13 protein-coding genes are annotated in these 13959 nt (G+C 71.1%); 7 read left to right on the plus strand and 6 right to left on the minus strand.

Going from position 1 to position 13959, the window contains the following annotated elements; translation table 11 throughout:
- The first annotated feature begins 3 nt into the window (after positions 1-3).
- From H343_RS32330 to H343_RS32345, 4 genes are read left to right on the plus strand one after another with little or no spacing between them, the layout of a single operon-like run.
- On the plus strand, positions 4-756 hold the full coding sequence (locus H343_RS32330; protein ID WP_051265832.1) for a response regulator transcription factor: 753 nt from the start codon (positions 4-6) through the stop codon (positions 754-756).
- Positions 753-2372, plus strand: coding sequence for a sensor histidine kinase (locus H343_RS32335; protein ID WP_078506044.1), 1620 nt, complete (start codon positions 753-755; stop codon positions 2370-2372). Before H343_RS32330 ends, H343_RS32335 begins: the two co-directional genes overlap by 4 nt.
- 26 nt (positions 2373-2398) lie before the next feature.
- On the plus strand, positions 2399-3820 hold the full coding sequence (locus tag H343_RS32340; RefSeq protein WP_051265837.1) for a bifunctional glycosyltransferase family 2/GtrA family protein: 1422 nt from the start codon (positions 2399-2401) through the stop codon (positions 3818-3820).
- Complete coding sequence (locus H343_RS32345; RefSeq protein WP_078506045.1) at positions 3817-5952, plus strand: glycosyltransferase family 39 protein; 2136 nt, start codon at positions 3817-3819, stop codon at positions 5950-5952. Before H343_RS32340 ends, H343_RS32345 begins: the two co-directional genes overlap by 4 nt.
- Positions 5953-6013: 61 nt before the next feature.
- Here the strand turns inward: H343_RS32345 and H343_RS32350 are convergent, their stop codons facing one another.
- Positions 6014-6502 carry a hypothetical protein gene (locus tag H343_RS32350; RefSeq protein ID WP_051265841.1) on the minus strand — a complete coding sequence of 163 codons (489 nt, stop codon included), beginning with the start codon at positions 6500-6502 and terminating at the stop codon, positions 6014-6016.
- An 87-nt stretch (positions 6503-6589) separates the two neighbouring features.
- On the opposite strand from H343_RS32350, the gene H343_RS0122955 reads away from it, so the two are divergent.
- On the plus strand, positions 6590-7162 hold the full coding sequence (locus H343_RS0122955) for a GNAT family N-acetyltransferase (protein WP_028433048.1): 573 nt from the start codon (positions 6590-6592) through the stop codon (positions 7160-7162).
- A gap of 151 nt (positions 7163-7313) precedes the next feature.
- Here H343_RS0122955 and H343_RS32355 read toward each other — a convergent pair whose 3' ends face one another.
- The 5 genes from H343_RS32355 to H343_RS35370 all read right to left on the minus strand — a co-directional run bounded on the left by H343_RS32355 (position 7314) and on the right by H343_RS35370 (position 11546).
- Complete coding sequence (locus tag H343_RS32355; protein WP_078506046.1) at positions 7314-8156, minus strand: DUF3159 domain-containing protein; 843 nt, start codon at positions 8154-8156, stop codon at positions 7314-7316.
- Positions 8157-8268: 112 nt separating this feature from the next.
- On the minus strand, positions 8269-10260 hold the full coding sequence (locus H343_RS32360) for an alpha/beta hydrolase family protein (RefSeq protein WP_078506047.1): 1992 nt from the start codon (positions 10258-10260) through the stop codon (positions 8269-8271).
- Between the two features lie 50 nt (positions 10261-10310).
- Positions 10311-11015 (minus strand): TetR/AcrR family transcriptional regulator, encoded by a 705-nt coding sequence (locus H343_RS0122975; RefSeq protein ID WP_486587017.1) that lies wholly within the window; start codon positions 11013-11015, stop codon positions 10311-10313.
- 229 nt (positions 11016-11244) lie between these two features.
- Complete coding sequence (locus H343_RS36110; RefSeq protein ID WP_486587018.1) at positions 11245-11379, minus strand: hypothetical protein; 135 nt, start codon at positions 11377-11379, stop codon at positions 11245-11247.
- Positions 11376-11546: a hypothetical protein gene (locus H343_RS35370; protein ID WP_158679603.1), complete on the minus strand. Its 171-nt coding sequence runs from the start codon at positions 11544-11546 to the stop codon at positions 11376-11378. The genes H343_RS36110 and H343_RS35370 overlap by 4 nt, the downstream gene beginning before the upstream one ends.
- A 445-nt stretch (positions 11547-11991) precedes the next feature.
- Between H343_RS35370 and H343_RS0122990 the strand changes: the two genes are divergently transcribed.
- Together H343_RS0122990 and H343_RS0122995 are read left to right on the plus strand one after the other, a co-directional pair.
- Positions 11992-12741: an SDR family oxidoreductase gene (locus tag H343_RS0122990; protein WP_028433050.1), complete on the plus strand. Its 750-nt coding sequence runs from the start codon at positions 11992-11994 to the stop codon at positions 12739-12741.
- Positions 12742-13233: 492 nt separating this feature from the next.
- Positions 13234-13956, plus strand: coding sequence for an NUDIX hydrolase (locus H343_RS0122995; protein ID WP_028433051.1), 723 nt, complete (start codon positions 13234-13236; stop codon positions 13954-13956).
- The last annotated feature ends 3 nt before the right edge of the window (positions 13957-13959 follow it).

Consider the following 13959-nt stretch of genomic DNA (forward strand, 5'->3'; position numbering starts at 1 on the left):
CACATGAACGATCACGCCGCCTCCCGGCACTCCGCCTGCCGGGTCCTCGTCGTCGACGACGAGGCTCCGCTGACCGATCTGCTGTCCATGGCGCTGCGCTATGAGGGATGGGAGACCCGCTCCGCGGGCGACGGGACTTCGGCGCTGCGCACGGCACGTGAGTGGCGTCCGGACGCGGTGGTCCTGGACGTGATGCTGCCCGACATGGACGGGCTGGCCGTGCTCGGGGCACTGCGACGTGAAGCGCCGCGGATTCCGGTGCTGTTCCTGACCGCCAAGGACGCGCTGGAGGAACGTCTCGCCGGGCTGACCGCGGGCGGCGACGACTACGTCACCAAGCCTTTCTCCCTCGAGGAGCTCGTCGCGCGCCTGCGTGGGCTGCTTCGCCGCTCGGGCGCGCTGACCGTCCGGCAGGAGTCCGTGCTCGTCGTCGGTGATCTCGCGCTGGACGAGGAGAGCCACGAAGTGACCAGGGGCGGCAGCGAGATCGAGCTGACGGCGACGGAGTTCGAGCTGCTGCGGTACCTGATGCGGAATCCGCGCCGGGTCCTGAGCAAGACGCAGATTCTGGACCGGGTCTGGAGCTACGACTTCGGGGGCCGGTCCAACGTCGTCGAGCTGTACATCTCGTATCTGCGCCGGAAGATCGACAACGGTCGCACCCCGATGATCCACACCCGTCGGGGCGCCGGATACTTCCTCAAGGCCCCGCCCGAAGACCGCGCCGGACACTCCGCATCCGGGGAGGGCCCGTGAGGTGGTGGCGGCGGCGCGGCCGACCGCCTCGGCGCTGGTCGCTGCGTACCCAGCTCGTCGTCTCGGCGGTCGCCCTGCTCGCAGTCGTCTGCGCGGTGATCGGCACGGTCACCGCGATAGCCGTGAGTTCCTCCCTCGAGTCCCGTCTGGACGAGGAGCTCGGTGCTTCCGTGCAGCGTTCGTACGGCCCTCCCCGCGGACCTGAACCGCGCGCGGACGACGTGCGGTTCGTCGCCGTACCCGGACAGCCGATCGGCACAGTCGGGGCCCGTACGGACGGCAGCGGCGAACTGACCGGAGCCGCACGCAGCACCGATGCGGACGGCGGTCCCGGCATGGATCTCTCCGACCGGCTGACGGGACTGACGGGCGCCCAGCGTCACGCGCTCGAGGCGGTGCCCCTCGACGGCCGTCCGCACACCGTGACGCTGCCGGGACTGGGCGACTACCGCGTCCAGTCCGGCTCCCTGCCCGGGGAGGCGGGGGGCCTTCTGGTCGGTCTGCCGATGAGCGGCGTCCAGTCCACGCTCGAGACGCTCATCGTGGTCGAGGTCTGCGTCTCCACCGCCGGTCTGGTGGCGGCGGGAATCGCGGGCACCGCGATGGTCCGGATCGCGCTGCGCCCGCTGCGGCGCGTCGCCGCGACCGCTGCGCGGGTGGCGCAACTTCCGCTGCACAGCGGCGATGTGGAGCTCCCGCACCGGGTGTCCGAGCGTGATACGGACGCGCGCACCGAGGTCGGCCAGGTGGGAGCGGCCCTGAACGGGATGCTGGGACACGTCGGTGCCGCACTGGCGGCACGGCAGGAGAGCGAGACGCGTGTGCGCCAGTTCGTGGCGGACGCCAGCCACGAACTGCGTACGCCCCTCGCGTCGATCCGCGGCTACGCGGAGCTGACCCGCCGGGCCCCCGGCGGCCCAGGGGGCGGGCTTCCGGACACCCGGTACGCCCTCGACCGGATCGAGGCGGAGGCGGCACGGATGACGGGACTGGTGGAGGATCTTCTCCTGCTGGCCCGGCTGGACGCGGGGAGACCGCTGGAGCGGGCGGAGGTGGAACTGTCCTCCCTCGTCGTGGACGCGGTGAGCGACGCACGCGCTGCCGGTCCCGGCCACATGTGGCGGCTGGAGGCACCCGCCGAGCCCGTCGAGGTGCGGGGCGACGGCAGGAGGCTGCACCAGGTGCTGGTGAACCTGCTCGCCAACGCCCGTACGCACACGCCGCGCGGTTCGACGGTGACGGCGCGGGTGCGGGACGAGCCCGCCGCGGGCCACATCGTCATCGAGATCGAGGACGACGGTCCGGGCATCCCGCCGGAAGTGCTGCCGCACATCTTCGAACGCTTCGCCCGCGGAGACGCCGCACGGTCACGCGCACACGGCAGCACCGGGCTCGGGCTGGCCATCGTGGAGGCCGTCGTCACCGCGCACGACGGCCGGGTCACGGTGGACAGCGTGCCGGGCCGTACGGTCGTCGCCGTGCGGCTTCCGACCGCGGCGCACCAGGGACGCAGGGCGCACACGGAACGCACGGCGCGGACGGCTCCGAAGACGCAGGAGGAACCGGTGCCGCAGAACGGTTCACAGGCCACGCACAGCCTCAGCAAACCCTCCTGACAGGGCAGTTGACGAGTGTTCGGCACATGCGAACACACTCCCCGCCGACAGAAGCCCTGCCCGCCCGGCGGCCGCTGCACACCGCGGCGCCGGACGAGGGCCCCGGGCCGGCCGTTCTCGACATCGTCGTGCCCGTGTACAACGAGGAGAGCACCCTCGAGACCTCGGTACGGCGACTGCACGAATACCTCGGGGACCATTTCCCGTACCCCTTCCGCATCACCGTCGCCGACAACGCCAGCACCGACCGGACGCAACGGATCGCCTCCCGGCTGGCCGTCGAACTGAGCGACGTCGTGGCCGTACGCCTGGAGAAGAAGGGACGCGGCCGTGCCCTGCACACGGTGTGGAGCCGCTCGGACGCCCCGGTACGCGCCTATCTGGACGTCGACCTCTCCACGGACCTCAACGCCCTGCTGCCGCTGGTGGCGCCGCTGGTCTCCGGGCACTCCGACATCGCCGTCGGAACACGGCTGGCGGGCGGTTCGAGGGTGGTGCGCGGCCCGAAGAGGGAGCTGATCTCCCGTGCGTACAACCTGATCCTGCGCGGCTCGCTCGCCGCACGCTTCTCCGACGCGCAGTGCGGATTCAAGGCGATCCGCGGCGAGGTGGCGGACCGGCTGCTGCCCATGGTGGAGGACACCGGGTGGTTCTTCGACACGGAGCTGCTCGTGCTCGCCGAGCGCGCCGGGCTGCGCATCCACGAGGTCCCTGTCGACTGGGTGGACGACCCCGACAGCCGGGTCGACCTCCTGCGTACGGCAGCGGCCGATCTGCGCGGCGTGTGGCGCGTGGGCAGGGCGCTGGCCACCGGTGCGCTGCCGCTCGCCCGCCTGCGGCGTCCCTTCGGTGACGACCCCCGCGACCGCCGGGTGCCCGGGGTGCCGACGGGACTGGCCCGCCAGTTGGCCGGCTTCTGCGTGGTCGGTGCCCTCAGTACGCTCGCATACCTCGCGCTCTACTCGCTGCTGCGCCTGGGACTGGGCCCGCAGTACGCCAACGCGCTGGCGCTGCTGCTCACCGCTCTCGGCAACACGGCCGCCAACCGCCGGCACACCTTCCGGGTCCGCGGGCGTGCGGGCATCGTCCGGCATCAGGCTCAGGGGCTGGTCGTCTTCGCCATCGGGCTCGCACTGACCAGCGGTTCACTCGCTGCCCTCGAAGCCGCCGGCCCGCATCCCGCGCACAGTGCCGAACTCGCGGTGCTCATCGTCGCCAACCTGGCCGCGACCCTGCTGCGCTTCCTGCTCTTCCGCACCTGGGTCTTCGCCGCGGAAGGCGAGGACCCGTCCCCGCAGGCGCAGGAGCAGGAGCACGCGCACGCGTTGGCCCGGACGGGCGGTGCCGACGGTCCGCCCGGCCACGCCCCACAGAGCGAAGGCGCCGCCGACGGCCGCGACAGCCGGAACCACCACGACGAGCCCTCCACCGAACGGACCACGGCATGACCGCCTTCACCCGCTCCCTGTCCTTCCGCCCGCTCGCCCGGCCCACGGCCCCCGGCGCGGATTCCGGCCGTCCCCGCTGGGAGCGGCCCTCCTACTGGGCGCTGCTGGCGCTCACGGCCGTCCTCTTCCTGTACGGACTGGGCGCTTCGGGCTACGCCAACTCCTTCTACTCCGCCGCGGCCCAGGCGGGCAGCGAGAGCTGGAAGGCGTTCCTCTTCGGCTCACTGGACGCGGCCAACGTGATCACCGTCGACAAGCCGCCGGCTGCCCTGTGGCCGATGGCCCTGTCCGTGCGGCTGTTCGGCCTGGGCGGCTGGCAGATCCTGGTGCCGCAGGCCCTGATGGGCGTCGGAACCGTCGCTGTGCTGTACGCGTCCGTGCGGCGCTGGTTCGGACCGGCTGCCGGACTGCTGGCGGGCGGCCTGATGGCTGTGACTCCGGTCGCGGCGCTGATGTTCCGCTTCAACAACCCGGACGCGCTGCTGTGCCTGCTGACGGTGTGCGCGGTGTACTGCCTGCTGCGCGCCGTCGAGGACACCGGCAGCAGGTGGCTGCTTCTGTGCGGGGTCTGCCTCGGATTCGCCTTTCTCGCCAAGACACTTCAGGCGTGGCTGATCGTCCCGCCGCTGGCGTCGGTCCATCTCGTGTGCGCCCGGCCGCCGTTGCTGCGCCGGGTCGGGCAACTGCTGCTCGGGGGAGTCGCGATGGTGGCAAGCTGCGGCTGGTGGGTCGCGCTCGCCGAGCTGTGGCCTGCCGGATCGCGCCCGTACATCGGGGGCTCGCAGAACAACAGCTTTCTGGAACTGACCCTCGGTTACAACGGGTTGGGCCGCATCACCGGCGACGAGCCCGGAAGCGTCGGGCCTGGGGCCGGCCGCGGCGGCGGTCCGGGAGGCGCGGGAGGCGGCCCGTTCGGCGGCAGCGGCATCGGCCGGATGTTCGACCAGGCGGTCGGCGGTCAGATCTCCTGGCTGCTGCCCGCCGCGCTCGTCCTCCTCGTCGCAGGGCTGGTCGTGACGCGCAAGGCCGCCCGTACGGACGTACAGCGCGCGGCACTTCTGGCATGGGGCGGCTCGCTGCTGATCACCGGCGCGGTCTTCAGCCTGATGTCCGGGATCTTCCACGAGTACTACACCGTTGCCCTCGCCCCTTACCTGTGTGCGGTCGTCGCCATGGGCACCGTGCTGCTGTGGCGGCGGCGTACGCAGCGGGCGGCGTCGGTGGCACTGGCAGGTGTCGTGGCGATCACGGCTGTGTGGTCGTACGTGCTTCTGGGGCGCGCCGCGGAGTGGCTGCCGTGGCTCAAGTGGGCCGTCCTCGCGACGGGGTCGGCGGCGGCGCTGGGACTCGTGCTGAGGTCCGTCCTGCCGCGCCGGGCTGTACTCGGGCTGGCAGGACTGGGTCTCGCGGCGTCGGTGGCCGGGCCCGTGGCCTACACCCTGAGCACCGTGCACACACCGCACTCCGGCGCCATCGTGACGGCCGGCCCGGCAGTGGCACGCTCCGGTCCGGGCGGCGGGCCTGGCGGCACAGAAGGCCGGCCCGGCGGGCCGGAACGGACGGACGGCCCGGGGCAACAGGACGGCCGCCGGGGGCAGTTCCCTCCAGGGATGCCCGCACCCGGCGGGCAGGGCGGCCAGGGCGGGCAGGGCGGGCAGGGCGGCCAGGGCGGCCGGGGCGGGCAAGGGATGCCCGGCGGTCCCCCACCCGGAGACGGCGCCGGCACCGAGGGGGCGGGGCGAACGCTCCCCGGCGGCGGCCCCATGTCAGGACTCCTCAACGGCCGGCAGGTCGGCGACGCCGCCAGGGCAAAGCTGACGGAGGACGCTGAGGACTACACGTGGACGGCTGCCACCGTCGGTGCGATGAACGGCGCCGGCTACCAGCTCGCCACCCGGCAGCCCGTGATGTCCATCGGCGGCTTCAACGGCACCGACCCGGCTCCCACCCTCGCGCAGTTCAAGCAGTACGTGCGCGAGGGCCGGATCCACTACTTCATCGACGGCGGCAGCATGCCCGGCCGCGACGGCAGGGGCGGCTCCTCCGGCATCGCTGCCTGGGTCGAAGAGCACTTCACCAAGACGACGGTCGGCAGGACCACCCTCTATGACCTGACGGAGAAGAAGCGGTAGCGGCACACTCGCGGCGTCCCGGCGTCCCGGCGCCGGCGCGGCGCCGGTCCCCTCTCACCGGTCATCCGTCCCCTGCCGGCCAGAACTGCAGAAGATACTGCTCGACGCCGTGGGGAACGCCCTCAGGCGCCAGACGGGCAACCTGCCGGCGGCCCGCGCTGCAGATCCGCAAGCCCCAGCGCCGACCGGGAACACCCAGTTCCAGTGTTTCGGGCTGGGGCCCGCCGACGACGACGAAGGACAACGTCCCGGAGCCCGAGCAGATCTCCGTCTCCCCCTGCTCCTCCCAGGCGATGCCGGTGTCCTCGGCAGGCCGCTCGTCCCATATCTGCGCTGTCAGCGTGGCCGTGTGGGTGTGGCCTGCGCTACTCACATCGACGCGGCACTCGTGAGCCGTCAGGAACCGGCCGTCCGGTGCCGTGCCGTCCGGGTACGGCACCGGAACCAGATCATCGTCGGCTTCCTGAACACAGAAGTGGTGGAACTCCACTCGCACATCCATCGTGTGCTCCGCCAGCATTTCCGGCATCACGCCCTCGCCTCTCGACATGCGTCCCACAGCCGGATCACCTGTTGCCTCCCCGTGCCGGTGAAGAGCTGAGCAGCGTCGCCATGGACACCGTGACACTGTGGCGCCATGACCATAGACATCCGCCCGGCCTCCGACTTCGGGGACGTCCGTACCCTGCTCGGCCCGAAGTCACCGACGGCCAACGTCTGCTGGTGTCTGAGCTACCGGATCCCGTCCAAGCTCAACAAGGAGCTTCGCGGGCCGTCCCGGGGTGAGTACGTGGCCGAGCTGTGCCGTACGGAACCCCCGCCGGGGGTGCTGGCCTACGACGCCGACGAGCCGGTCGGCTGGGCCGCCGTGGCACCGCGCTCGGACACCTCCTTCGCGCGCAACCGTAAGATCCCGCACGTCGACGACCTGCCGGTCTGGTCCCTGTGGTGCATCCGTGTACGCCCCGGCCACCGGAAGACGGGGATCTCGCACGCTCTCATCGCCGGGGCGGCCGAGTTCGCCCGCGCCCACGGCGCCCCGGCCATCGAGGCGTATCCCCTCGACAACGGTGACGCGAAGGTCGACCTGACGATGGCCTACGCCGGGCTCCGGATGAACTTCGAGCGTGCCGGATTCACTCACGCAGCCGACACCACCTCCGTGCTGGCCGGCCATCCACGCGTCCTGATGCGGCTCGACCTGCACTGACACGGCTCCGGGGCCTCGGCATCGGGTGCGTCGGCACGACCTCGGGGCCGTGGTCCGGCGACGCCGGAGAGGCCTCCGGTGATCACCGCTGTCGTGGTGGAGGGCCGCTTCGGGGCCGAGGCCGCGTGGGGACGCTTCGGGCCCGAGCTCTTCACGGGCTGACGGCCTGGCCGGCCCCGTCCGGGCTGCCGGACGCTCCCTGGCCGGACGTCCCCTGGCCGGACGAACCGATCGCCGCGTCCGGTCCGCTCGGAACCCCTGGTCCGCCGGGTGCCTCCGGACCGCCGGGCCGGTCCGGCGATGACGTCCGCCCCTCCGCTGCCAGGGCCTTCATCCGCTTGCTCGCGCGCCGGCCTGCCCACAGGACCACCAGCAGCGCCAGCGCGAGGAGCGGGTAGCCCATCACGATCCGGGCGACGGCGAGCCAGCCGGTGCGGTCGTCGTCGTAGAGCCACTGCCAGACGGTCCACCGGGCGGCGAACACGCCGACCAGCGTGAGCGTGGCGATGTCGTAGTAGCGCCGTGCGGTCTTGTCCCGCAGCCACGCGGTGCCGGTGCCGTCGAGCGCGCCCCAGACGATCCCGGCCAGCGGTCGGCGGACGAGGACCGAGAGCAGGAAGAGGACGCCGAGGGCCAGGTTGCTCCAGATCCCCGTGAGGAAGAAGCCCTTGGCCGATCCGGTCTGCCAGGCGACGAACGAGGCGACCGCGACACCGAACACGCCGGAGAGCGCGGGCTGGAGCGACTCCTTGCGCAGCAGCCGCAGCCCGGCCGTCGCCAGCGCGACGGCGAGGGCGGCGCCGATGGCCGCCGTCAGTCCGAACGTGGCGTTGACGATCACGAAAGCCGTGATCGGCAGCATCGTGTACACGAGCCCCGTGGTGCCGCCCATGTGGTCCAGCGGTGTCTGCTTCGCGGGGCGTGCGGGGGCCGCGGGCTCCTCCGTCCGGCCGGTGCCGGCCGTGGTGCCGGAGGGATGCAGGGGTTCCGTCATGCGGATCAACCCATCAGGTAGTCGGTGCTGTTGCGAGTGCGAGTGCGAGTGCGAGTGCGACTGTGTGTATGAGCGCGGGCGGGTGCGGGTCGTGGTGTGCCGGGCCGCCCGGCTATCGCGGGGCTGCGCCCGGGGCCCGGGGCGGTTCCGGTTCCGGTCCCGGTCCCGGTTCCGGTTCCGGTTCCGGTTCCGGTCCCGGGCCCGCCCGCAGGCCCAGGTGGCGGGTGAGGAAGCGGTCGGCCGCGCGGTAGACATCGAGGATGTTCTCCGGGTTCACGAAGCCGTGGCCCTCGTCGTCCTTGACCAGGTACTCGACCTCGACGTCGCGTTCACGCAGCGCCTCGACGATCCGGTCGGACTCGGCCTTGACGACGCGTACGTCGTTGCCGCCCTGGACAACCATCAGCGGCGCGCGGATGCTCTCGACGCGGCTGATCGGCGACCGCGCCCGCAGCTCGGCCTCCTGCTCCGGGTCGTCGGGATCGCCCGCGTACAGATGCCAGTTGGAGGTCAGGTGCCGGCGCGTGAACTCCGGGACGGACCGCAGGAACGTGACGAGATCGGAGACGCCGCAGAAATCGACGGCGGCGGCGAAGACCTGGGGGGTGAAGCTGACGCCGACCAGGGCGGCGTAACCCCCGTACGAGCCGCCGAAGACGGCGACGCGGCCGCGGTCGGCGTACCCCTCTGCGACCGCCCACTCCACGGCGTCGACGAGGTCGTCGTGCATCTTCCCGGCCAGCTGACCGATCCCGGCCTTCATCAGCGCCTTGCCGAAGCCGGACGAGCCGCGGAAGTTGACCTGGAGCACCGCGCAGCCGCGGTTGGCCAGCAGTTGCACCAGCGGATTGCAGCCCCAGCTGTCGCGTGACCAGGGCCCGCCGTGCACGAGCAGCACCAGCGGCAGCCCGGCCGGTTCCGTCCCGACGGGGAGTGTCAGGTACGAGGGAAGGGCCAGCCCGTCGCGTGCGGTGACGGTGACCGGCGTCATCGGGGCCAGGTCCTCGGGATCCAGGTGCGGGAACGGGCGGAAGAGCAGCCGTCCCGCTCCGGTGGAGTGGTCGTAGAACCAGGTGTGTCCCGGTGCGCGGTCGTGGGTGAAGGAGACCACCCAGCGCTGCCCGCTCGCGTCGCCGGAGACGGCGGCGAGATCACCGTCCGAGAGCCGCTCCAGGTTCTTCAGCACCTCGGCGAAGTGCGCGTCCAGCGGGTGGATCACCTGGCGCTCACCGAGGTAGCGGACGCCGAGCAGTTCACCGGTGCGCCGGTGGCGGATCAGCGGCGAGGGCAGCATGGGGAAGACCGTGGAACGTGTGTCCAGGTCGTACTCCGGGTGACCGTCGACGGTGGTCTCCGCCCCGGTGGCCAGGTCGAGCCGGGCCAGCCGCGTCCGGTCGCAGTCCCGGTTGGACCCGTACCACACGCCGGTGCCGTCCGGTGTGAGCTGGAACGGCTGGACGCCGAGCGGGTAGTCGGAGCCGTCGAACACCGTGACCGGGCGCCGTTCGCCCGACTCCGCGTGCCACTCGGCGAGTTCGATGTCGCCGTCGGCTGTCGGGGTGTGGACGTAGAGGCGGCCGTCGGGGGTGCGAAGCCAGTCGGCGACCTCGCCGGGGTTCTGCGCCAGCATCGTCAACCCGCCCGTGGCGATGTCCAGTTCGTACAGATCGAACTCGGCGCGCACGCGGTGGTTCAGACGCAGCAGTACAGTGCCCGGCCGTGCGCCCGCCGTCTCCAGACCGGTGGCGGTGACCCCGGGGAAGGGAGTGAGATCGACCGCGCGGGCCTCCGGGTCCTCCAGGTCGACCCGGAGGACGTGCCAGTTCTCGTCGCCGTCGCCGTCCTGCTCGTAGAGCAGCCAGCGGGGGTCGTCCGTCCAGTGGTACATGTGCACGCTGCGATTGCCGTCTGCGGTGACGCAGCGCGGCTCGCCCGGCGAACCGACGCTCTCCACCCAGACGTTGAGGCGGTCTTTCCGGGGAGCCAGGTACGCGATCCTGGTGCCGTCGGGCGAGATCGACGCGGCCGTGCGGACGGGTGGGCCGAAGAAGTCCTCGATGGGTATGTACGGGGCCCCGCCCGGAACAACAGCGGACGCGGACATAGGAAACCTCCTCTGCGGTACGGAAGTTGCGGGGACGGGCGTCAGCGGGGTCACTCGGCGGGGTCACCGACGGCGCCGCCGGTGGCGGTGCGGATCGCCTGCGCGTAGCGGCGGGAGACGGACGCCACGTCCCCGAACTCCCCGCGTCCGGCGCCGGCGAGGAGGGCCGCGCCGATGTGCTCGTCCAGCACCCGTACGACCGCTGCCGCCGCGGCGGCGTGCATGCGCACCTCCACATCGCTCTCGGGGCGTCTGAGGCGGTCGGCGATGATGGTGCGCATCTGCTGCTCGGTCCGGTCGCAGGCCATCAACCAGGCCGTGCGCAGGGCCGGTTCGGAGTCGGCGAGCCGGATCATCTTCACCCCGAGCATCTCGTCGGCGAGATCGACGGGCGGCGGCTCGTGCCGGAACCTGCTCAGCTCCCCGGTGAGGTGGTCCTCCAGGGAACTTGTCCGCGGCCAGGCGCCCAGCACGCTCATCAGGGTGGCCACGCCGCGCATGACGACCGGCTCGGCGCAGCTTTCCTTGCTGCGGAAGTGGCGCCAGATCGTGCGCGTCGAGAGGCCGACTGCCTCGGCGATCTGGTCGCCGCTCGTGGCCGCCACCCCCTGCTCCCAGAACAGCCGTGCCGCCTCCCGGGAGATCTCCAGCCGCAGCCGCTCCCGCCGCTGCTCGCTCATGCCTCCTCCGCTGCGCTTCTCCGCCGCCACGGGCACCTCTCCGACCAGTCGCCACTCGATGTCGCCAAGCGACACTATGTCACTTAGTGACGGAGTGTGCCACCCCGGTACGCCTCGGCCCGCGCCTCTCCCCGGTCGCCCGCCTGGGGGACGTGGGCCGTTCGGCCAGGCGCTGCTGGAACTACTGGCCGCGCTGGGCGGTACGGCGATGGCGGTCAGCTGCATCTTCGAGTACGTACGCGGGACGCACGGGACGCACGGGACGCACGGGACGCACGGGGCGGCCACGCGGCGCCGTACCGGCTCACATCCGTGAGCGGATTGCGACTGCCAGCAGCGCCACCAGGAAGGCGAGAACCACAAGCCAGGTGCCATCCCCGTCGAGCTTGTCGACGGGGATGTAGATGCCGGTGTGCGGCATGGTTGAAGACCTCTTCATTTTCGCATCCTCTTCAGGCGGATCACGAGAAGGATGTCGATGCCCGCGAGGACTGCGGCAACGGTGTGGAGCAACAGTGACGCCCCGGGATTGCTCACCCCGAGAATGACGAGGCCGCATGCGCAGCAGAGAGAAATGATGATGCCCGCTCTTACGGTGGTCGGCACGAAATCTCCTCGGACGGGCGCGGCGGCAGCTGTGTACGGCGCTGCCCGCGCCCTCGGACGTTCACCCATCTCGCCTCGATCAGCGCCGCGTTCGGCCTCGACCGCACCCTGGGCTGACGGTCTCGGGGGCTCCAACGCTCAGGACGCCCGGGCCGGACGCACTGGCCCTCGCCCCGTGCAGCGGTGCTGCTCACCGGCCACCCGGGCGACGTCAGGCCGCCAAGTGCGCCATGACACCTCTTCGCATTTCAGCGGGGAGTGCCGCCGCCAGTTCGGTGAAGCTCCGGGCCGGGAGGGGCCTCAGGGGGAGAATCGCGCAAGGAGAGGCGAGGATAGTTCTACTGTTTTCGCCGTTCAGAGCGATTGAATGGAAGAAGAGCAATTCGCGGAGCAGGAATTAGTCAGTCCCTCCGCGAATCCATCCAGATATCGCAGGAGTCATGTCATGAAGACCGTTCTGATCACCGGTACCTCGTCCGGATACGGCCGGGAGACCGCCCGCTACTTCCACGAGCAGGGGTGGAACGTCATCGCGACGATGCGCACCCCGCGTCCCGGAATCCTTCCCGAGTCGGACCGGCTCCGAGTCCTCGAACTCGATGTGACCAAGCCCGAAACCATCACCGGCGCGATCGAGGCGGCAGGGCCCGTCGACGTCCTCGTCAACAACGCCGGCATCCCCTCGATCGGCGTGTTCGAAGCGACCCCGATGGCCCGGGTACGGGAGGTCTTCGAGACCAACACATTCGGCGTGATGGCGATGACCCAAGCCGTGCTGCCCCAGTTCCGCGAGCGCGGCTCAGGCGTGGTCGTCAATGTGACCTCCAGCGTGGTGCTGGGCCACATGCCGCTCACCGCCGTCTACAAGGCGAGCAAGGCGGCCATCGAGGGCTTCACCGCCTCCCTCGCGCTCGAACTCGCGGACTTCGGAGTGCAGGCCAAGACCGTCGAGCCGGGTGCCTGTCTGACCACGAACTTCGGCGAGACCGCGCTGGACGGGGGGTCTCTGGAAGAGGCCATTCCGGAGCCCTACCTCTCGTGGGCGGAGAAGGTCATGGGCGGTTTCATGAACCAGGATCTGTACACCGAGGAGAGCGACGTCGCCGAGACCGTGTGGCGTGCCGTGCACGACACGACCGGCCAGCTCCGGTTCCCCGCCGGCCCCGACGCGGTCTCGCTCGCCCAGGCCAAGTGACGGAACGGAGACTTCACAGTCCACGCGGCGCGCTGTCCGTCGTCGCAGCCGCCGCCTTGATCCTCAACGGCCGGCGTGCCGACAACCTTTCGGCAGTCCTCGGCTTCCTCATGAGCGCACTTGCTCTGGTGTCTGCCATTCACGGATGGGTCGCGCTACGCCCGGATCACAAGGCGACTGCGGCCTTGCCGGGACGTGCATTCCTTGACAGCTGACGGCCGCCTCGATCTTTCGTGACCGTCTGCCGATCGTCGGCGGACGGTCACGCTTTCTGTGTTCGACGGCCTGGGCAGGGTGTGGGCTCGGGCGGGGTGCCGGGCGGGGTGCCGGGCGGGGTGTCGGGTACCACCGCTCCGGCCTGGGCCTGTCCTGCCTCGCTCGTCGTCGCCGACAAGTGCCCCCGTCGGCCTGCCCCATGAGAAGGCCGCCCGCGGTCGGGGAGGCGCCGACGCCATTCTTGTCAATCTGACAGTAGTCGGATACGGTCAATCCGTGAACGATGAGTCCTGGTCGCCGCCGCAGGTCCTGCTCACGGTTGATCTCGTGATCCTGACGTTGCGTCAGGGGCGGCTGTGTGTCCTGCTCGTGGAGCGGGGCGAGGAGCCCTTTCCGGGAATGCAGGCGCTTCCGGGTGGCTTCCTCAACCACGACGGTGAGGCGATCCTGGACGCTGCGCGCCGTGAGCTGGGGGAGGAGACCGCCCTGGACGCCGGCCGGTTGCACCTGGAGCAGCTGGCCACCTACGGAGACGCGGGACGTGATCCGCGGGGGCGGGTCGTCTCCGTGGCACATCTGGCGATCGCGCCGGGCCTCCCCGAGCCGGTCGCCGGAACGGATGCCGCGGATGCCTCGTGGGTCCCCGTGGACGGCCTCCTGTCCGGACATCGGCGACTGGCTTTCGATCACACCCGCATCGTGACGGATGGGGTCGAACGGGCACGTACGAAGCTCGAGTTCTCGGCGCTGGCCACGGCGTTCTGCGGGGATCTGTTCACCATCGCCGAACTGCAGCAGGTGTACGAGGCGGTGTGGGGGGTCGAGCTCGACACCCGGAATTTCTACCGGAAAGTCCAAGCCGTGAAGGGGTTCATCGTCCCGGCCGGATCGGGCCGCAAGGCCGCGGTGGGGCGCCCGGCGAGGTTGTTCCGCGCCGGGCCGAGGGCGGTGCTGTCTCCGCCGCTGGTCCGGCCCTTGCCGCCGCCGGCGGAAGAATAGGGG

It is taken from the genome of Streptomyces sp. TAA204, assembly GCF_000424965.1.